The organism is Paraburkholderia sp. OAS925 (genome assembly GCF_040543975.1).
Lineage (GTDB): Bacteria > Pseudomonadota > Gammaproteobacteria > Burkholderiales > Burkholderiaceae > Paraburkholderia > Paraburkholderia graminis.
The window spans coordinates 1036706-1056913 of record NZ_JBEUNO010000002.1 but is presented as its reverse complement, the minus strand read 5'-3'; the positions used below and the strand labels follow the sequence as shown (position 1 = coordinate 1056913).

The following is a 20208-nucleotide window of genomic DNA, read 5'->3' as shown; positions in this document are numbered from 1 at the left end:
TGGCTCGCTGCTGTATTTGACCGGCCGAATGTCGGTCATGCCAGCGCTATAACCTCGTCTATATTACGATAAGCGTTTTAACCACCGCTCCGGCATACGCCCGAGTCTGATACGTTCATGACGCCTCCCCGCCGCCTGCTGAAACAAGCGCTGCTTGTCGCCAGCGCGTTTTCCGTTGCCTTGAGCGCCAACGCACGCGCCGATGAGTTGATCGTCTCGGCCGCCGCGAGTCTGACCAACGCATTCAAGGCCGTCAGCGACGCCTTCGAAAAGCAGCACGCCGGCACCAAAGTGCTGCTCAACTTCGGCGCGTCCGACGTGTTGATGCAGCAAATCGCCAAAGGCGCGCCCGCCGACGTGTTCGCCTCGGCCGATCAGAAGGCGATGGACAAGGCCGCCGCCGAAAAGGTCATCGTGCCGGCCACGCGCAAGGATTTCGCGGCCAACTCGCTGGTGCTGATCGTGCCGACGGAGAGCCGTTTTGCGCCGTCGAGCCTGAACGAACTGGCATCGTCGAACGTGAAACGGATCGCGTATGGCGATCCGGCGTCCGTGCCGGTGGGCCGCTACACGCAAGGCGCGCTGCAAGCTGCGGGCGTGTGGGACGCGGTCAGCGCCAAAGCCGTGCTGGCGGCGAACGTGCGTCAAAGTCTCGACTACGTGTCGCGCGGCGAAGTGGACGCCGGTTTCGTGTTCGGCACCGACGCCGCGATCGTGCCGGGCAAGGTAAAAGTCGCGCTGAGCGTGCCGACGCAAACGCCGATTACCTATCCGATCGCGCAAGTGGAAGGCAGCCGGCACGCGGCGGATGCGCAGGCTTTCGTCGACTTCGTGTTGTCGCCGGCGGGCCAGGCGGTGCTGGCGAAGTACGGCTTCAAGCCCGCTCACTGATCGGCCATCACCGCCCATCCACTTACGCCCACAGGAACCGCAAGTCATGCAACAAGCCTGGATTCCGCTGATGCTGTCACTGAAAGTGGCGGGCTGGGCGACCGCGCTGAATCTCGTGTTCGGCGTCGCGGCAGGCTTCGGCTTGTCGCGCTGGCGCTCGGGGGCGCGCGACATCGTGGATTCGTTGCTGACACTGCCGCTCGTGATGCCGCCGACCGTGCTCGGCTACTACCTGCTGGTTCTGCTCGGGCGACGCGGCGTGATCGGCGCGTGGCTCGACCGCTTCGACATTCAACTGGTCTTCACCTGGCAAGGCGCGGTGATCGCGTCGACGGTGGTCGCCTTCCCGCTCGTGCTGAAGTCCGCGCGCGCCGCATTCGAAGCCGTCGATCCGCAACTCGAGCGCGCCGCGCGCACGCTCGGCGTCAGCGAAACGGCGGTGTTCTTTCGCGTGAGCCTGCCGCTTGCCGCGCGCGGCATTCTCGCGGGCGGCTTGCTGGCGTTCGCGCGGGCGCTCGGCGAATTCGGCGCCACGTTGATGATTGCGGGCAATTTGCCGGGCCGCACGCAAACGCTTTCGGTCGCGGTCTACTCAGCCGTGCAAGCCGGCGACGACAGCACCGCGAATTTCCTCGTGGTCGTGACTTCGGTGACGTGCGTCGTCATCCTGCTGCTCGCCGGCCGCCTCGTGCCGCAACGCACGCTTCTGGTTTCCCGCTGATATGCCGCTAAGCGTCGACATCCGCAAGACTTTCGAGAGCGCCGAGCGCCGCTTCACGCTCGACGTCGCCTTTACCGCGACCACGCAGCGGGTGGTGCTGTTCGGCCCGTCGGGCGCGGGCAAGAGCCTGACGCTGCAGGCGATCGCCGGCCTGCTGCGTCCCGACGAAGGCACGATCACGCTGCATGGCAAAGCGCTGTTCGACAGCGCGCGCGAAATCGATCTGAAGCCGCAGGCGCGTCAGGTCGCGTATCTCTTCCAGGACTACGCGCTGTTTCCGCATCTGAACGTGCGCCAGAACATCGGCTTCGGCTTGCAGCGCGGCTGGTTCAATCCGCGCGCGCGCAACAGTTCCGCGCAAGTCGATTACTGGCTCAATGCATTGGAGTTGCGCAGCGTCGCCGGCCATTATCCGGCGCAGCTTTCCGGTGGACAGAAGCAGCGTGTGGCGTTGGCGCGGGCGCTGGTGGCCAACCCGCAACTGCTGTTGCTGGACGAGCCGTTTTCCGCGCTGGACAGCCATTTGCGCCAGCGCATGCGCCAGGAATTATCGGAGTTGCAAACGCGGCTCGACATTCCGATGGTGTTGATCACGCACGATCCCGACGACGTCGCCGCGTTCGGCGATCAGGTCGTGCAGATCGGCGACGGACGCGTCCGCGAACACCAGGCATTCAGCGGCTACGTGCGCAGCGAGACGTGAACGTGATCTGAGCGCACTTTCGTCGCGCGTTTCACCGTTTCAGTCCGCTCAGTCCGCTCAGTCCGCTCAGTCCGCTCAGTCCGCTCAGTCCGCTTCATTCCTTTACGCCGAGTATCACGCTCGATGCCTTGAAGGCCGCGACCGCGCTCGCGCCCTCCACGAGACCGAGCGCCTCGGCACTCTGGTTCGTGACGACGGCGGTAATGACCGCGCCGCCTTCGAGCACGAGCGACACTTCCGCATTGACCGCGCCGCGCTTCACGCTCTGCACACTGCCGCGCAACTGATTGCGCGCGGACAGTTTCAGCGGCGCGCCGCTTTCATCTTCGACGAACAGCACGACCCACGACGCCTTGATCAGCGCGAACGCCGCCGCGCCGACCGTGAGGCCGAGCGCCTCGGTGCTTTCGTGCGTGAGAACGGCGACGATCGTATGGCCGCCGGGCAGCGTCAGCGAGATTTCGTCGTTGATGGAGCCGCGCGTGATCTGCGAAACCGTGCCGTATAGCTGATTGCGCGCGCTCGTCTTGACGCCGATGCGGCCGATCAGATCCCAGTCCGTCGCAAAGCCTTCGATGGCCGCGCCCGCGCGCTCCAGAAAGCGCCGATGCTCGCGCTCCACTGCGCGAAACGTCTCGATGAGCTTGACCGCGCGCGGCGTCAGCGTCGTGCCGCCGCCGCCCTTGCCGCCCGTGAGCCGCATGACGAGCGGCTCACCGGCGAGATTGTTCATGGCGTCGACGGCGTCCCACGCGCCCTTGTAGCTCATGCCAACGGCCTTCGCGGCGCTGGTGATGGAGCCCGTTTCGCCGATCGCCGCGAGCAGCGCGATTCGCGACGCGCCGCCGAGCGTGTTCGCGCCCGCCTGGAACCAGACGGAGCCGCCGAGTTCCAGCGGCTCGTGGGACGAATCGTTGCGGTCGGATGTCATGGCGCGGGCGGTCGGGGATCAGCGGTCTGGAATGAAAAGGGCAGCGGATCATTATAGCGACCGGCCTTCCTGGCACCGCTCACAGCGCGTAGTGCGCAATCCCGTTGCCGAACGACCAGTTCTCCTTGACCACTTCCACGAGACTGATCAGCACGTCTTCGCGCCGCAGTCCCGGCGACTCGTGCAGTTCGTCGACGAGGCGTTGATAGAGCGCCTTCTTCTGCTCGAGCGTGCGGGTGTTGCTCACGGTCAGTTGAATCATCACGAGATCGTCCGTTCGCTGGACGTTCAGATACTGATTGTCATAGACAAAGTTCGCGGCGTCGTGCTCGCTAATGAGCATGAAGATGTCGTCTTTCGGCACGTTGAACGTGGCGACGAGCGCGCGCTGGATGCTGTCCGTGAGCGCCTTCCGGTATTCGACGGGTTTGCCGGCGCGCAAAGCGATGCGGGTGAAAGGCATGACGTTCTCCTTCGAGGTGGTGAATACATGCACACAGCGTAGGCTCGCTCAGCCATAATAAACAGACATCTTTCGCTATTTCATCTATGTTGGATTGAAATGAAAGTCCTCGATCTCGACGCCGTTCGCGCGTTCGTGCTCGTCGCCGACCTGTGCAGTTTCACGCGCGCCGCCGACGCGCTCGGCACCACGCAATCCGCCGTCAGCCTCAAGCTGAAGCGGCTGGAAGCGCATCTGGGCAAGCAGTTGCTGGAGCGCACGCCGCGCGTCGTACGGCTTTCCGTCGACGGCAAGGCGTTTCTCGGCGCCGCGCGCGAACTGCTGGGCGCGCATGAGCGGGCGCTGGGGTCGCTGTCGGTGGAGCGTCGGCGGCTGGCGCTCGGGTTGAGCGAACACGTCGCGGGCCCCGATCTGCCGCAATTGCTCGCGCGGCTGAATGCGCACGATCCGGCGCTGGTGGTCGAACTGCACCTCGGCACGTCCGCCGCGCTGCTGGCCCAGTTCGACGAGCGCCGGCTGGACGCGGTCATCGTCCGTTATGGCGCTGACGAGCCGCCGCGCGACGACGCACAGGTGCTGTTCAGCGAACCGGTCTGCTGGCTCGCGACGCCGGCGTGGCTGCCGCGCGTCGGCGAGCCTTTGCCGCTGGCGCTGTTGAGCGCGCCGTGCAATGTGCGCGACGTGGCGCTGCGGACGCTGACGGAGGCGTCGGTGGCATGGCAGGAGGTGTTTGTCGGCGGTGGCGTCGCGGCTGTCGGCGCGGCCGTTGCAGCAGGGCTCGCGGTGTCGCCGCTGGCGAGAAGAGTGGCGCCGCGCGGTTTAGTCGATGTCGGCGCGCGGCTCGGCTTGCCGTCGTTGCCGGAATCGCGCGTGACGCTGCACTCGCGCGTGAAGGACGCGCGTTTGAGGGAAACGCTGCGGCTGGTGACGAGCGGGCTGGCGGGCGGTTGAGCGCGCGCCGGCTCGGGCGTTCAGTGCAAAATCGGCGGAAGAGAGCCGCTGCGGGCTGTCGCAGGATTGGCGACTGCGTCTAACTGATCCGCGGCAGTGTTAGCGGCGAGCGCCGGCGTCTTGTGGTCCGCTGGCGCCGGGCGGGCAACCGAGCCTTTCGCTGTGCCGGCAATCTTCACTACACCGCCATGCGCGCTCTGACCTTGCGCGATGTTTGCATGAATGGCCTTCGCGTGATCGGACTTCGTCTGAACGACTTGGGCCGGGCGCTTGGCGGCATCCGCGACGCCCGCGCTCTTTGGCTTTGCCTTGCCGCTCGCGAGGCCCGAAGCCTTATTAGCGCCCGCGGTTGTCACATGCTTTACGTCTGTCTTCGACTTAGCGGTCCCCGCAGACGCCACATGCTTGGCAGCACTCTTCGCCCGCGCCTTCGCCGCTCCATGCTTCCCGTGCGCCGCCGCCTCAGGCGGATTCCACACTTCGCTATAACCGCTCGCCATTGCCGCGCCGGACGCGCACAACACCGCAACCGCCGTTGCTACTGCACGAAACCTCATCTCCTGAACTCCTGAATTCTTTGCTTTACGACGAGCCGGGATTATATTCCCTTGCAAAAATCCCGAAATAGACTAGCATAGGAAATAAGTACATATAAGGACTTACCCGCTCATGGCACATGCCGCCCGCGCCGCCCAAGCTGAAGCGCCGATTCGTCCGCCGCTTTCGGAACCCTCGTTTGCAGAAATGTCCGCAGCGGGATTGCGCGCGTTCTTCAACATCGCACGAGACTGGGACTTGAGCGCGGACGAACAGATCGTCCTGCTCGGCTCGCCAGGCCGCTCGACTTTCTTCAAATGGAAGCAGGCGCCGGAAACGGCGCGGCTAGGCCGCGACACGCTGGAACGTCTGTCGCTGCTGCTAGGCATCTACAAGGCGCTGCAAATTCTCTTGCCGCAACCCAGCGCCGCGGACAACTGGGTCAAGCGTCCCAACAGCGCGCCGCCGTTCGGCGGCCGCCGCGCGCTGGATCGCATGCTGGCCGGCAACATTAGCGACCTCGTCGCCGTGCGCCAGTATCTCGACGCAATGCGAGGCGGCTGGGCGTGACAGAACCGCATTGGCAGGACCGCTGGCGCAGCGCGCCACTGGATTGGTCGCCCGCGTATCGCGTGATTCCCACACGCTTTCCGGCCGTCAATCTGTTCGACCGGGTTGCATCGGCGGAAGATTTCGACGCGCTCTACGCGCTCGAAGCCATGACCAACGACCGCCTGCGCACCGAAATCGGCGAACTCGATCTCGTGCCGCGCGAAGAACGCCGCTTCGGGCCGGGTTATGGACCGATCATGGCCGCGCTCACGCATCTCAATCCGCTCGGCAGCCGTTTTTCCGACGGCACGTACGGCGTGTTCTATTGCGCCCGCTCGCGCGCGACCGCCATCGCCGAAACGCGTTATCACACGGGAAAATTCCTGGAAGCCACCGCCGAGCCGCCCATGCGTCAGCAGATGCGTCTCTACACGGTGGCGGCGCAAGGCGAAGTGGTCGATCTGCGCGGCGACCCGAAGCTGGACCTCGCGGTGCTGTCGCCGGACGACTATCTCGCCGGCCAGTCGCTCGGACGTGCGGTGCGCGAAGCGGGAGCGCCGGGCATCGCGTATCCGTCGGTGCGCGACCCCGAAGGCGAATGCCTCGCCGCGTTCAGAACGACGCTGCTGCGCGATTGCCATCACGCGGCGTACCTGGAATACAACTGGAACGGCAGCAGCGTGGATATGGTGTTCGAACTCAGCCAGGTCGGCTGACACGCGTCGAGCAACGCGCGATCAGGGCAGCGCCAACGCCGCCGCGCCTTCCGCGCGCGCTTCTTCGACGGAAATGGACCAGCGCCGCAGCGCCCTCGGCTCGACCAAAGTCAGCCTGCCGCCAGGCCCGAACGCGCCCGTATCGACGAACACCTGCGAGCCGATCTGCTTGATGTCGCGCATCGGCGTATGGCCGCAGTAAGTGAGCGACAAACCGCGTTGCCGTTGCGGATCGCCGTTGCCCATCGCGAGTTCGCGTCCCCACAGCATTTGCTGGCGCGTGTCGGAAGAGAAATTGCCGGCGTCGAGTTCGGCGTCGGTGCCGAAAAATTCGGCGTGCAGAACATTGAAACGCTCCGGCCCGCTGCCCACCACGCGCGCGAGCGGCAGCGTGCGCAGCCGCTCCGCATAGCGGCGCAAACTTTCGTCGGGCAGGTTGGCGGCCCACGCGCCGCCTATGCCGTACCACCACTGACGCCGCAAGCGGCCATCGGCGACGGCGCACAGCGCGTCTTCGTGATTGCCGAGCACGGCGAAGAACCACGGCTTGTCGAGCAGCGCGAGCGCCTGCTCGGAATGCTCGCCGCGATCCACGAGATCGCCGACTGAAAACAGCCGGTCGCACGCCGGGTCGAACGAAACCAGGCGCAGCAGATAGCGCAATGCATCGACACAACCGTGCAAGTCGCCGACGACGAAGTCGCGGCCGCTCCGGTTGGCCGGGTGGTGCTGAACAGAGATGTCGAGTACGGAAGCCATAAGCCCATGATAATGCGCAATGTCCGACGCGTATGCGCGCTGCCTCTCGTAGCGCGGCAATCGAAAGCGCAAAGTTGACACAAAATCACGCGAAAACGACAGGTTACGGGCAGATTTTGCCGGAAAATCGCCGACTTGAGGGCGCGTCCTTGCTGGCTTCGCAAACTGCCAACTGGCTGTGCTCATTGGCCGATAAACGCCGATTCGACGCCCATGCGCGGCTAAAGTTGCGGGAAGCGCCACGCGTAGGGCTCGGCCTGCAATGCGCTTTCGATTGAAAGCGGCCCGCAAGGCCGTTACGGAACACTACGGGCGCATCAACAGACTCCGCGCCACTTCAGCGCCACTTCAGCGCCTCGCTCGCCATTCCATGTTCACAAAATATTATCCGCAAACACTTCGCAACCGCCCACGCATGCTGATCGCCCTCGCGTTCGGCGTCGCGGCTGCCGTGTTGATCCCCGCGCACATACGCCCGATGGCGCGCGTACTCGTCGGCTGGGACACGACCGTGTGGAGTTACCTCGTGCTGATCTGGGCGCACATGGTCCGCGCCGACGAAGGCAACGTGCGCGATTCCGCGCGCCGCGACGATGAGAACGCAGGCGTCGTGCTGTTCGTGATATGCGCCGCCACCGTCGCCAGCATTGCCGCGATCGTGCTCGAGCTTGCTTCGGCGAAAGGCACGGCGGGCGCGTCGACGGTATGGCACTACACGCTGACCGGACTCACGATGATCGGCGCGTGGTTCATGATTCCCACCATCTTCACGCTGCACTATGCGCGGCTCTATTACGACACCGACGTGCCCAAAACGCCGCTGCTGTTTCCCGACCGCTCGCTCACGCCCGACTATTGGGACTTCCTGTACTTCTCGTTCACGATCGCGGTCGCTTCGCAGACGTCGGACGTGGTGCTGCGCTCACGCACCATTCGCCGCGCGGCGCTCGCGCAATCCATCTTGTCGTTCTATTTCAACGTTGCCGTGCTCGGCTTGTGCGTGAACATCGCAGCGGGCTTGCTCGGCTCGTGACCTGCTCCGCTGGGCGCGCGCATCGCCGCCCGGCAACCTCTCCTTTTCCGCTCCGCTGAATTCCGCGCAGACGAGTCCCGTGTAAAACGCGGACGATTGCAGCGCCTTTTACACGCGCCCGCCCTCTGCGGCAGCGTCGGGCCGCAAGCCCCGGAGCAAGCCTCCCCATAAGGGCACCCGCACCCCTTCATAGCGCGCCGGCCGAGTTCACTGGCACAGGCCTTGCTGACTTCCGCAGACGTTCTGGCCGGCTCGCGTCGCGACGCCTGGCGGCGAGGCACCCGTAACTGGCCAGCGGCGTGACGATCTTTGCACTACATTGACCAAGTACGCGCCGACAGTTCACGAATCGCGCGGCCGCCGGCTCTGGAAGCCCAATGAGCGCTGTGATCGCATGCCAACTGCATCCACACCGCAGCAGGACAAATCTGGAAACGACCGATGGAACCTCCAAAAGGGTACGCGCCGCGGATCTATTTTTTTCATTCACTTCTTGTTGGGCCGCTTGACGCGTGGCCGGCGCAGTTCGCCCACGCGGCCGCGCTCGGCTTCGATCATGCGCTGATCGGCAGTCTGTTCGAGCCGGGCCGGGCGAGTCATGGCCAGGTGGTCGGCAATCATGCGCGCCTGCATCCGGTGTTCGAAGCCGGGCAGTCCGCCACGGACGCTATCCGCACGCTCGCGGACGCCGCGCACCAGCATGGCCTGACATTGCTGGTGGATCTCGTGATCGACCGCGTGGCCGCCGACGGCGCGCTTTACGCCGAGCATCACGACTGGTTCCATCCACTCGAGACCGAAGAGGCGCGCCTCGATCCGCGCCACGTGCATCGCGAGGACAACGTCGCGTACGCCAACTTCAACGATGCCGGCACGCGCGCCGCGCTCGTCTCATGGTGGACGCAGCAACTGCTCGCGCTCGCCGACGCGGGTATCGGCGGCTTTCGCTTCGACTCGCCGCATCGCGTGCCCGCCGACGTGTGGCGGCAGTTGCGCGATGCCGTGCGCGCCGCGCATCCCGACGTGCGCTTTCTCGCCGCGACGCCCGGCCTCGCGCGCAGCGATCTTCCGGCGCTCGAAGGCGCCGGCTTCGACAGCGTGTTCTCGTCGCTGCGCTGGTGGGACTATCGCGAAAGCTGGATGGCCGACGAGTACGCGGCGCTCGCGCGCATCGGCGGACCCATTGCTTTTCCGGAAGCGCCTTACGGTACACGGCTCGCCGCCGAGTTGAGCGATCCGCACGATTCGGGCATCGTCGAACGGGCTTATCGGCGCGCGCTCTTCACGTCCGCGTCAATCGGCGCTGGCTGGATGATGCCGATGGGCTTCGAATACGGCGTAAGCGAACCGATGTCGCAAACGCGCGGCGACGCGTCGCAATTCGCGCTCGCTTGCCAATCCAAACGATTCGACCTCTCGCAACAGATCTCGCGCGCGAACGAACTCGCACGCACGGCCGGCGCGCTGCACGCGAACGGCGAGTTGCGTCCGTTGAGCGGACCGGGCGCGCCCGCCGCCGTGCTGCTGCGCGCGGATCGGCCCGACGTGCGCGATGCCGGGGAAGCGGTCCTGATCGCGATCAATCCCGAACTCGGTGCGCCGGTTCGCGTGGACCCGGCGCGCTTTCTCGCGGGCGTACCCGGCAATTTCACGCGCTTCATTCCGCTCGATGCACCGGGCCACGCGTCGCCCACGACATTGACGCCGTTCACGCTGGCGCCCGGCGCGGTGCGGCTCTTTCAGGCCGTGACGGAAAAACCGATCTGCCTCGCGCCGCCCATCGACAAGGCGAACAGCAAGCGCAGCGGCCGCAAGACCGTGCTCGAAGCACTCAACGCGCCGCGCGTGGCAATCGAAAGCGTGATGCCTTCCGTCGACAACGGCCGCTTCCCCGCGAAGCGCAGCGTCGGCGAGCGGGCCGAGATCAGCGCCGCGATTTTCGCCGAAGGCCACGACAAGATTGCCGCCGCGGTGCTGTGGCGCGCCGCCGACGAAAACACATGGCACGAAGTGCTGATGACTCCCGCGCAACCCGCGGGCCTCGACATCTGGAAGGCGCGCATTCCACTCGAACGCATGGGCCGTCATGAATTCACGGTGATTGCGTGGCGCGACGACTTCGCTTCGCTCGTCGAACATGTCGAGAAGAAATTGAAGGCGGGGCAAACGGTCGAAACCGAACTCGACGAAGCCGCGCATCTGTTCGCGCTCGTCCTCGCCGAAGTCGAAACGGCCGAAGGCGCGGACAAGGAGCCGCTCGAACACATCGTCAAAGACTTCACGAAGGCCGACGACGAGACGAAGCTCAAGCTGCTGCTCGATCCGGCCACCGCGAAGGCGATGACCGCCGCGCGGCATCGCCCGTTCCTGAGCCGCGATCCGGTGACCTACAAGATCGACGCCGAACGCACGGCCGCGCGCTTTGCAAGCTGGTACGAGATCTTCCCTCGTTCGATGAGCGACGACGAAGCGCGCCACGGCACCTTCGCCGACGTCACGAGGAAGCTGCCGCGCATTCGCGACATGGGCTTCGACGTTTTGTACTTTCCGCCGATTCATCCAATCGGCGTGACCAATCGCAAGGGCCGCAACAACACGCTGAACGCGCAGCCGGGCGACGTGGGCAGTCCGTATGCAATCGGCGCCGCGGAAGGCGGCCATACCGCCGTGCATCCGCAGCTCGGCACGCTCGACGACTTCAAGGCGATGCTCGCGGCCGCGCACGCGCACGGACTCGAAATCGCACTCGACTTCGCGATTCAGTGCTCGCCGGATCATCCGTGGCTGAAGGAGCATCCGACATGGTTCGCGTGGCGTCCCGACGGCACGCTGCGTTACGCGGAAAATCCGCCGAAGAAGTATCAGGACATCGTCAATCCTGACTTCTATGCACACGACGCTAAGCCCGACTTGTGGCTCGCGCTGCGCGACGTGATCCTGTTCTGGATCGAAGCGGGCGTGCATATTTTCCGCGTGGACAATCCGCACACGAAGCCGTTGCCGTTCTGGGAGTGGATGATCAACGACGTGCGTTCGCGCTATCCCGACACGATCTTCCTCGCCGAAGCATTCACACGGCCGCGCATGATGAACCGGCTCGGCAAGATCGGCTTCTCGCAGTCGTACACGTACTTCACGTGGCGCGAGTCGAAGCGCGATTTCATCGAGTATCTGACGGAGCTCACGCAAACCGGCGCGCGCGATTTCTATCGGCCGAACTTCTTTGTGAATACGCCGGACATCAACCCGCGTCATCTGCAATCGCAGGGACGCACCGGCTTTCTGATTCGCGCGGCGCTCGCGTCGACGCTCGCCGGATTGTGGGGCGTGTATAGCGGCTTCGAACTATGCGAGGCGGCGGCGTTGCCGAACAGCGAGGAATACCTCGACTCCGAGAAGTACCAGTTGCGCGCGTGGGACTGGAACCGGCCCGGCAACATCATGGCCGAGATCACCACGCTGAACCGCATTCGCCGCGCGAATCCCGCGCTGCAAACGCATCTCGGTCTCACGTTCCTGCCCGCGCACAACGACAACATTCTGTTCTTCGAAAAGGCGACCGAAGCGCGCGATAACGTGATCCTGGTCGCGATCAATCTCGATCCGTTCAACGAACAGGGCGCGGACATCGAACTGTCGTGGGACACCTTCCAGAAATGGAATCTGCATGACCACGGCCCGCTTGAAGTGACCGACCAGATGACGGGCGCCCGTTTCGAATGGCATGGCCGCTGGCAGCATGTGCGGCTCGGCACGGGTCAGCCTTTTTCGATCTGGCGCATCGCGCCGCTCGGCGGCCTGCCCGCCGAACGTCCCGATGAAGCCGACAGCGATTCGAGCAGTGCCCCGCCTGGCGCCTTTCACGCAGACGCCGGCAACCCTACCCCGACGGAAGGTGCGATATGAAGCGTGACGATCCCTCTCAGGCCGCGTCGCAAGCACATGCGAGCGCGGCGACTGCCAGCGCAACCAACGCGCGCACGCGTCGCCGCGGCAAGCCGGCGGCGCTCAGCGACGATCCGCTCTGGTACAAGGACGCGATCATTTATCAGGTGCACATCAAGTCGTTCTTCGATGCGAATAACGACGGCGTCGGCGATTTTCCCGGCCTGATCGCGAAGCTCGACTACATCGCCGAACTCGGTGTGAACGCGATCTGGCTGCTGCCGTTCTATCCGTCGCCGCGCCGCGACGACGGCTACGACATCGCCGATTACCGCAACGTGCATCCGGATTACGGCCAGCTCTCCGACGTCAAGCGCTTCATTCAGGAAGCGCACGCGCGCGGCATCCGCGTGATTACCGAACTGGTAATTAACCACACGTCGGACCAGCACCCGTGGTTTCAGCGCGCGCGCCGCGCGAAGCCAGGCTCGAATCATCGCAACTTCTATGTGTGGTCCGATACCGATCAGAAGTACCAGGAAACGCGCATTATCTTTATCGACTCCGAGCCTTCGAACTGGACACACGATCCGGTCGCGGGCGCGTACTACTGGCATCGCTTTTACTCGCATCAGCCCGATCTGAACTTCGACAATCCCGCGGTGCTGCGCGAGGTGTTGCAGATCATGCGCTTCTGGCTCGATATGGGCATCGACGGGCTGCGTCTGGACGCGGTGCCGTATCTCGTCGAACGCGAAGGCACGAACAACGAGAACCTGCCCGAAACGCACGAAGTGCTGAAGAAGATTCGCGCGACCATCGACGCCGAGTATCCGAACCGCATGTTGCTTGCCGAAGCCAACCAATGGCCGGAAGACGTGAAGGAATATTTCGGCGACGAAGACGAATGCCACATGGCCTTCCACTTCCCGCTGATGCCGCGCATCTACATGTCGATTGCGAGCGAGGACCGCTTCCCGATCACCGACATCATGCGGCAAACGCCGGACCTCGCGCCGTCGAATCAATGGGCGATCTTCCTGCGCAATCACGACGAACTCACGCTCGAAATGGTCACGGATTCCGAGCGCGACTACTTGTGGAACACCTACGCAAGCGATCGCCGCGCGCGCCTGAATCTCGGCATTCGCCGCCGTCTCGCGCCGCTGATGGAGCGCGACCGCCGCCGCATCGAGCTGATCAATTCGCTGCTGCTGTCGATGCCAGGCACGCCCGTGATCTATTACGGCGACGAGCTCGGCATGGGCGACAACATTCACCTCGGCGATCGCGACGGCGTGCGCACGCCGATGCAATGGTCGTCGGATCGCAACGGCGGTTTCTCGCGCGCCGATCCCGAGCAACTCGTGCTGCCGCCGGTGATGGGCTCGCTCTACGGCTTTGACGCGGTCAACGTCGAAGCGCAAAGCCGCGATCCGCATTCGCTGCTCAACTGGACGCGGCGCATGCTCGCCACGCGTCGCGCGAAACAGACGTTCGGGCGCGGCACGATCCGTTTCCTGAAGCCGGAGAACCGCAAGATTCTCGCGTATCTGCGCGAATTGCCCGGCGAGCCGCCGATTCTTTGCGTCGCGAATCTGTCGCGTGCGCCGCAAGCGGTGGAACTCGATCTGTCGGAATTCAACGGCGCGGTGCCGATTGAAATGACCGCCGATTCCGTGTTCCCCGCGATCGGTCAATTGACTTATCTGCTGACCTTCCCGCCGTATGGCTTCCTGTGGTTCCTGCTGTGTGAAGGCGGTCAGCGTCCGACGTGGGCGCAGGCGCATCCCGAGCCATTGCCGGAATTCGTGACCATCGTGATCCGCGAAGGCCAGGCCGGCCCGACGCCTGAAAACGTGCGGCTGCTCGAATCGGAAGTGCTGCCTTCGTGGTTGAGCCGGCGCCGCTGGTTTGCATCGAAGGATCAAAAGATGCATGCGGTGCGGCTCGCCGCGTTGACCACGATCCCGAACGGCGGCTTCGCGTTCACCGAAATCGAAGCGGACGTCGGCAAGCACACGGAACGCTACGTGGTGCCGATCGCGATCACGTGGGGCGGCGAGACGACGACGCCGCTCTTTCTGCAGCTTGCGTTGGCGCGCGTACGGCGCGGCCGCAACGTCGGGCATCTCACCGACGCGTTCGCGCTGCCGATTTTCGCGCACGGCGTGCTGCGCAAATTGCGCGAACGCGCGGTCGTGCCGACCGTGCAAAAGAGCGAGATCAGGTTCATTCCAACCGACCGTTTCGCGGAGCTCGACAATCTCGGCGAACGCCCCGAAATCCGCTGGCTTGCGGCCGAGCAAAGCAACAGCTCGCTGATCATTGCCGATGCCGCGGTGCTCAAGCTCGTGCGGCGTCTCGTGAGCGGCATTCATCCGGAAGCGGAAATCAGCCGCTATCTGACGCAACTCGGCTATGCGAACACGGCGCCGCTCTTTGGCGAAGTCGTGCGCGTCGACCCCGAGGGCGTGCCGCATACGCTCGCGATCGTGCAAGGCTTCGTCGACAACCAGGGCGATGCGTGGAACTGGTCGCTCGATTATCTGCGCCGCTCCGTCGACGAACTCGCGATCACGATCGATACGGAAGCGTCGTCGGCACCCGATCGCGGCAACGAGGCGATTCTGCTCGAAGGCTACGCGGCGTTGGCCGGCATCATCGGCAGACGGCTTGGCGAGTTGCACGTCGCACTCGCTTCGCCGACCGACGACCCCGCGTTCGCCCCCGAACCGACGAGCGCCGAGCAGGTGAAGGCGTGGGTCGACGGCACGCAGTCGATGCTCGCAAGCGCGCTCGATCTGCTCGCGCCGCGCATCGACCAGTTGCTCGATGCGGACACGAAGGCGCTCGCGCAAAGTCTGATCGACCGGCGCGCGGCGCTCGCCGAAGCTGTCGACAAGCTCATCGCGCCGGACACGCAGGCGCTGCGCATTCGCATTCACGGCGACTTCCATCTGGGCCAGGTGCTGGTCGCGCAGGGCGACGCGTATCTGATCGACTTCGAAGGCGAGCCCGCGCGTTCGCTCGAAGAGCGTCGGCAGAAGTCGAGCCCGCTGCGCGATGTGGCCGGCCTGATGCGTTCGCTGTCGTATGCGAGCGCCGCGGCGCAGTCCACGACGGAAGCCGCGCCGCAACAGACCGCGGACCGCAAGCGCGCGCTGTTCGACCGTTTCCGCGCGGAAGCCACCAACGTCTTCCTGAAGGAATACCGCGCGGCCACCGCCGAAGCGCCGACGCCGCTCGTCGCGCCCGAGGCGGAGCAGGCGCTCCTCGATCTGTTCCTGATCGAGAAGGCCGCGTATGAAATCCGCTACGAAGCGGCCAACCGTCCGACGTGGCTCAGCTTGCCGGTGCGAGGCCTTGCGGCGCTCGCGAGCCGGCTGCTCGGCGACACCGGCGCGCCGCACGATTCCTCAACCCAGGCGCCAGACGCCGCCACACCGCCTCATCCGGCCGAGGGCGATCATGAGTGAACACGATCCGGCCGCAGGCCTCCAGCCGCTCGACATCGACGCGCTCGTCGAGGCGCGCCATCCCGATCCTTTCTCGCAACTCGGGCCGCATCACACCGACGGCGGTCCCGTGGTGCGCGCGCTGTTGCCGAATGCCGCGCACGTCAGCGTGATTTCGCGCGCCGACGGCGCGCTGCTCGGCGAGCTTCAGCAGTTGCGTCCTGGCCTGTTCGCGGGCCGCGTGAGTTCGGCGGCGCCGTATCGCTTGCGCATCGACTGGCATGGCGTCGTGCAGGAAATCGAGGATACCTACTCGTACGGCCCCGTTCTCGGCGATGAACCGCTCGGCCGTCTCGCGGGCGGCGATCCGTATGCGGTGCTCGAATGCCTCGGCTCGCGTCCGATGGAAATCGACGGCGTGCCCGGCGTGCGCTTCGCCGTGTGGGCGCCGAATGCGCGGCGCGTCTCCGTGGTCGGCGACTTCAATGCGTGGGACGGCCGTCGTCATCCGATGCGTCTGCGTCATCAGGCCGGCGTGTGGGAACTGTTCGTGCCGCGCGTCGGGCCGGGCACGCGCTACAAATACGAGTTGCTCTCGCGCGATGGTCATCCGCTGCCGTTGAAGGCCGACCCTTGCGCGATGCAAAGCGAGAAGCCGCCAGGCACGGCGTCGGTGGTCGCGCATGTCGACGAGATCGAGCAGTTTCCGTGGACCGATCACGAGTGGATTCAGTCGCGCGGCGCGAAGCAGACGCCGCGTTCGCCGATCTCGATCTACGAGGTGCATGCGGAGTCGTGGCTGCGCGTCGCCGAAGAAGGTCAGCGCGGTCTCAATTGGGAAGAGCTCGCCGAGCGCCTGATTCCGTATGTGAAGACGATGGGCTTCACGCACGTCGAATTTCTGCCGGTCGCGGAGCATCCGTTCGGCGGATCGTGGGGCTATCAGCCGCTCGGGCAGTTCGCGCCGTCCGCGCGCTTCGGCAAGCCGGAGCAGTTCGCCGCGTTCGTCAACAAGGCACACGAAGCCGGGCTCGGCGTGATTCTCGACTGGGTGCCCGCGCACTTTCCAAACGACGCGCACGGTCTGATCGAGTTCGACGGCACGCCGCTTTACGAGCATGCCGATCCGCGCGAAGGCTACCACCAGGACTGGAACACGATGATCTACAACCTCGGCCGCAACGAGGTGAGCGCGTTCCTCGTCGCCTCCGGTCTCGCGTGGCTGAAGCGCTATCACGTCGACGGCCTGCGCGTGGATGCGGTCGCGTCGATGCTGTATCGCGATTACTCGCGCGCGGCCGGCGAGTGGGTGCCGAACATCTATGGCGGACGCGAGAATCTCGAGTCGATTGCGTTCCTCAAGCGTTTGAATCATGAAGTCGGTTATGTGCCCGGCGTGCCTGGCGCGATCACCATCGCCGAGGAATCGACGGCATGGCCGGGCGTGACGGCGCGCGTCGAAGACGGCGGCCTCGGCTTCCATTTCAAGTGGAACATGGGCTGGATGCACGACACGCTGCACTACATGCACGAAGATCCGGTGTATCGCCAATACCATCACCACAACATGACGTTCGGCATGGTGTACGCGTATTCGGAGCGCTTCGTGCTGCCGCTTTCTCACGACGAAGTGGTGCACGGCAAAGGCTCGCTGCTCGGCAAGATGCCAGGCGATACATGGCAGAAGTTCGCCAATCTGCGCGCGTATTTCGGCTTCATGTGGACGCATCCGGGCAAGAAGCTGCTCTTCATGGGCGGCGAATTCGGTCAGATCGCCGAGTTCAATCACGACGCGTCGCCGCACTGGCATCTGCTCGACGACGCGCATCATCACGGCGTGCAGTTGCTGGTGCGCGACCTGAATCGCCTGTACCACGACGAGCCGGCGCTGCATCTGCTCGACAGCGAGCCAGGCGGCTTTGGGTGGCTGATCGGCGACGACAGCGCCAACAGCGTGTTCGCGTATCGACGCACCGACGGCGCGGGCCGCGAGCTCGTCGTGGCCTGCAACATGACGCCGGTGCCGCGCGTCGGCTATCGCATCGGCCTGCCGCGCGAAGGGCGCTGGTCGGAAGTGTTGAACACGGATGCGGGCGTGTACGGCGGCTCGAACATGGGCAACGGCGGCGTGATTCACACCGAGGCGATCTCGAGCCACGGCTGGCCGCATTCGGCTTCACTGACCTTGCCGCCGCTGGCGACGATCGTGCTGCGCGCCGATTGAGCGGCACTGACCGCGGAATCCGGCAGCGCCGCCCGATTCCGCCCGAGTCCGCAGAAGGCGAGCGCGCGGCCTGTGCGATGACAGGCCGCGCGCTCGTCGCATGAAGCACCGCGCTCGCGCTCCATCGAATCAGAACAAGGAAGGGGAACCATGTCGCATGCAATGCCCGACCGGCTTCTGCCCGGCTCGCCGTATCCGCTCGGCGCGAGTTGGGACGGTCTAGGTGTCAACTTCGCGGTGTTCTCGGCGAACGCACAGAAAATCGAACTGTGTCTGTTCGATCCCACCGGCCGCAAGGAAATCCGACGCTACCCGATGCCCGAATGCACCGATGAGGTCTGGCACGGCTACCTGCCGAACGCGCATCCCGGCACCGCATACGGCTTTCGCGCGCATGGGCCGTATCAGCCACAACACGGGCATCGCTTCAATCCGCACAAGCTGCTGCTCGATCCGTACGCGCGCAAACTGGTCGGACAGTTCCGCTGGTCGGACGCGCTGTTCGGCTATCGCGTGCATTCGAATCGCGCGGATCTTTCCATCGACCGGCGCGACTCCGCGCCTGCCATGCCGAAATGCGTGGTGATCGACGAAGCGTTCGACTGGTCGCACGACAAGCGCCCGAATGTGCCCTGGGGCGAAACTGTGATCTACGAAACGCATGTGCGCGGCGCGTCGATGCTGCGCGCCGATCTGCGTCAGCATGAGCGCGGCACGTTTGCCGCGCTGTCGTCGCCGGAATTTATCGAGCATCTGCTGAAGCTCGGCGTGACTGCCGTTGAGCTGCTGCCCGTTCATGCGTTTCTGAACGACCGCTTTCTCGTCGAGCGCGGCCTGCGCAACTACTGGGGCTACAACACGGCGGCGTTTTTTGCGCCCGAGCCGTCGTATCTGAGCACGCATCGGCTCGACGAAATGCGCATTGCCGTGCGCCAGTTGCATGCGGCCGGCATCGAAGTGTTTCTCGACGTGGTCTACAACCACACGTGCGAAGGCAACGAAATGGGCCCGACCGTTTCGTGGCGCGGTCTCGACAACGCGAGCTACTACCGCCTGATTCCCGGCGACGAGCGGCATCACATCAACGACACCGGCTGCGGCAACACGGTCAATCTGCTGCATCCGCGCGTGCTGCAGATGGTGATGGATTCGCTGCGCTACTGGTCGACCGCGTTCAACATCGACGGCTTCCGTTTCGATCTCGGCGTGACGCTCGGGCGCGAGCCGCATGGTTTCGATCCGGGCTCCGGTTTCTTCGACGCGTTGCGCCAGGACCCGGTCCTCTCGCAACGCAAGCTGATTTCCGAACCGTGGGACATCGGTCCGGGCGGTTATCAGCTCGGCAACCATCCGCCGGGTTTCGGCGAATGGAACGACCGTTTCCGCGACACCGTGCGCCGCTTCTGGCGCGGCGACGCGGGCCTGCGCCAGGACCTGGCCGCGCGCCTGACGGGTTCCGCCGATCTCTTCAACCGCCGCTTTCGCAAGCCGTGGGCGTCGATCAATTTCGTCGCGTCGCATGATGGTTTTACGCTCGCCGACATGACCGCCTACGAGGACAAGCACAACGAGGCGAATCGCGAAGACAACCGCGACGGCCATAACGAAAATTGCAGCAGCAACTGGGGCGTCGAAGGACCGACCGACGACCCCGCGATTCTCGAAACACGCAAACGCGTGGCGCGCTCGATGATGGCGACGCTGTTCGTCGCGCTCGGCACGCCGATGATGCTTGCCGGCGATGAATCGTTGCGTACGCAGAACGGCAACAACAATGCGTACTGCCAGGATAACGAAATATCGTGGATCGACTGGGAACGCGCCGATTCGCCGGACGGACGCCAGATGACCGATTTCGTCGCGCGCGTGGTGGCGCTGCGCAAGCAGCATCCGCTGTTGCGCGAAACGCGTTTTCTGTTCGGCGACCGCGAAGTGCTGCCGGGTCTTTTCGACATTGGCTGGTTCGACGAAAACGGCGAGCCGCTGACGATCGAAGCATGGGAAGACCCGGAAGGCCGCGCGTTTACCTTGCGGCGCGCGGGCCCAGGTCTGAACGGGGAAACCGAAGTATTGTTGATGATGCTCAACGCGAGCGCGGAAACTCTGCGTTTTACACCGCCTCCGCCGCACCTGGAATGGCACGTGCTGTTAGACACTGCGGATACGCAAGGCGCCCCGCACCGGCTCGCCGCAATGGATCTGGAAGTGGCCGCTCGCGGGCTCGTGATACTCGCCGCGCACCCGGTCGGCGAAGCCGACTGGCAAGCGGGCTGGAAAGCCGGCGCGCAGCACGGGCAGCGGCTATTGACGGCGTTGCCGCCGCGTCCGGGCGAGCATCCGTTTGCGAACGATGCGTGAGCAATCCGACAGCAAAACCGAATGGT

The 20208-nt window shown here is 64.7% G+C and carries 15 protein-coding genes; 11 read left to right on the top strand and 4 right to left on the bottom strand.

The window, feature by feature from the left end:
• Positions 1-117 precede the first annotated feature (117 nt).
• The 3 genes from modA to ABIE53_RS23530 are packed head-to-tail and all read left to right on the top strand — an operon-like array spanning position 118 to position 2315.
• The gene (gene modA / locus ABIE53_RS23540; RefSeq protein ID WP_192700454.1) at positions 118-891 is read left to right on the top strand and encodes a molybdate ABC transporter substrate-binding protein; all 774 of its coding nucleotides are present in this window, start codon (positions 118-120) and stop codon (positions 889-891) included.
• Between the two features lie 46 nt (positions 892-937).
• The gene (modB, locus tag ABIE53_RS23535) at positions 938-1612 is read left to right on the top strand and encodes a molybdate ABC transporter permease subunit (protein WP_006047632.1); all 675 of its coding nucleotides are present in this window, start codon (positions 938-940) and stop codon (positions 1610-1612) included.
• Between the two features lies 1 nt (position 1613).
• Positions 1614-2315, top strand: coding sequence for a sulfate/molybdate ABC transporter ATP-binding protein (locus tag ABIE53_RS23530; RefSeq protein WP_192700455.1), 702 nt, complete (start codon positions 1614-1616; stop codon positions 2313-2315).
• A 94-nt stretch (positions 2316-2409) separates the two neighbouring features.
• Here the strand turns inward: ABIE53_RS23530 and ABIE53_RS23525 are convergent, their stop codons facing one another.
• Both ABIE53_RS23525 and ABIE53_RS23520 read right to left on the bottom strand, forming a co-directional pair.
• A complete protein-coding gene (locus ABIE53_RS23525) occupies positions 2410-3246 on the bottom strand; it encodes a TOBE domain-containing protein (protein ID WP_192700456.1) in 837 nt (278 codons plus the stop codon).
• Positions 3247-3325: 79 nt separating this feature from the next.
• Positions 3326-3709: a tautomerase family protein gene (locus tag ABIE53_RS23520; RefSeq protein WP_107710466.1), complete on the bottom strand. Its 384-nt coding sequence runs from the start codon at positions 3707-3709 to the stop codon at positions 3326-3328.
• A gap of 99 nt (positions 3710-3808) precedes the next feature.
• On the opposite strand from ABIE53_RS23520, the gene ABIE53_RS23515 reads away from it, so the two are divergent.
• Positions 3809-4660: a LysR family transcriptional regulator gene (locus tag ABIE53_RS23515; RefSeq protein ID WP_029971433.1), complete on the top strand. Its 852-nt coding sequence runs from the start codon at positions 3809-3811 to the stop codon at positions 4658-4660.
• Positions 4661-4680: 20 nt separating this feature from the next.
• On the opposite strand, the gene ABIE53_RS23510 is transcribed toward ABIE53_RS23515, so the two are convergent.
• Positions 4681-5217, bottom strand: a complete 537-nt coding sequence (locus ABIE53_RS23510; protein ID WP_192700457.1) for a hypothetical protein — start codon at positions 5215-5217, stop codon at positions 4681-4683.
• Between the two features lie 112 nt (positions 5218-5329).
• Here ABIE53_RS23510 and ABIE53_RS23505 point away from each other — a divergent pair, with 112 nt between their 5' ends.
• Together ABIE53_RS23505 and ABIE53_RS23500 are read left to right on the top strand one after the other, a co-directional pair.
• Positions 5330-5767, top strand: a complete 438-nt coding sequence (locus ABIE53_RS23505; RefSeq protein ID WP_029971431.1) for an MbcA/ParS/Xre antitoxin family protein — start codon at positions 5330-5332, stop codon at positions 5765-5767.
• Complete coding sequence (locus ABIE53_RS23500; protein ID WP_006047625.1) at positions 5764-6465, top strand: RES family NAD+ phosphorylase; 702 nt, start codon at positions 5764-5766, stop codon at positions 6463-6465. Before ABIE53_RS23505 ends, ABIE53_RS23500 begins: the two co-directional genes overlap by 4 nt.
• A 21-nt stretch (positions 6466-6486) precedes the next feature.
• On the opposite strand, the gene ABIE53_RS23495 is transcribed toward ABIE53_RS23500, so the two are convergent.
• Positions 6487-7224, bottom strand: a complete 738-nt coding sequence (locus ABIE53_RS23495; protein WP_006047624.1) for a metallophosphoesterase — start codon at positions 7222-7224, stop codon at positions 6487-6489.
• 370 nt (positions 7225-7594) lie between these two features.
• Between ABIE53_RS23495 and ABIE53_RS23490 the strand changes: the two genes are divergently transcribed.
• The 5 genes from ABIE53_RS23490 (at position 7595) to glgX (ending at position 20182) form a co-directional block, all read left to right on the top strand.
• A complete protein-coding gene (locus tag ABIE53_RS23490; protein WP_192700458.1) occupies positions 7595-8257 on the top strand; it encodes a DUF1345 domain-containing protein in 663 nt (220 codons plus the stop codon).
• A 441-nt stretch (positions 8258-8698) separates the two neighbouring features.
• Positions 8699-12163: a maltotransferase domain-containing protein gene (locus ABIE53_RS23485; RefSeq protein WP_192700459.1), complete on the top strand. Its 3465-nt coding sequence runs from the start codon at positions 8699-8701 to the stop codon at positions 12161-12163.
• A complete protein-coding gene (treS, locus tag ABIE53_RS23480) occupies positions 12160-15621 on the top strand; it encodes a maltose alpha-D-glucosyltransferase (RefSeq protein WP_192700460.1) in 3462 nt (1153 codons plus the stop codon). The genes ABIE53_RS23485 and treS overlap by 4 nt, the downstream gene beginning before the upstream one ends.
• Positions 15614-17824: a 1,4-alpha-glucan branching protein GlgB gene (gene glgB, locus ABIE53_RS23475; protein ID WP_006047620.1), complete on the top strand. Its 2211-nt coding sequence runs from the start codon at positions 15614-15616 to the stop codon at positions 17822-17824. The genes treS and glgB overlap by 8 nt, the downstream gene beginning before the upstream one ends.
• Positions 17825-17974: 150 nt before the next feature.
• A complete protein-coding gene (gene glgX, locus ABIE53_RS23470; RefSeq protein WP_006047618.1) occupies positions 17975-20182 on the top strand; it encodes a glycogen debranching protein GlgX in 2208 nt (735 codons plus the stop codon).
• The last annotated feature ends 26 nt before the right edge of the window (positions 20183-20208 follow it).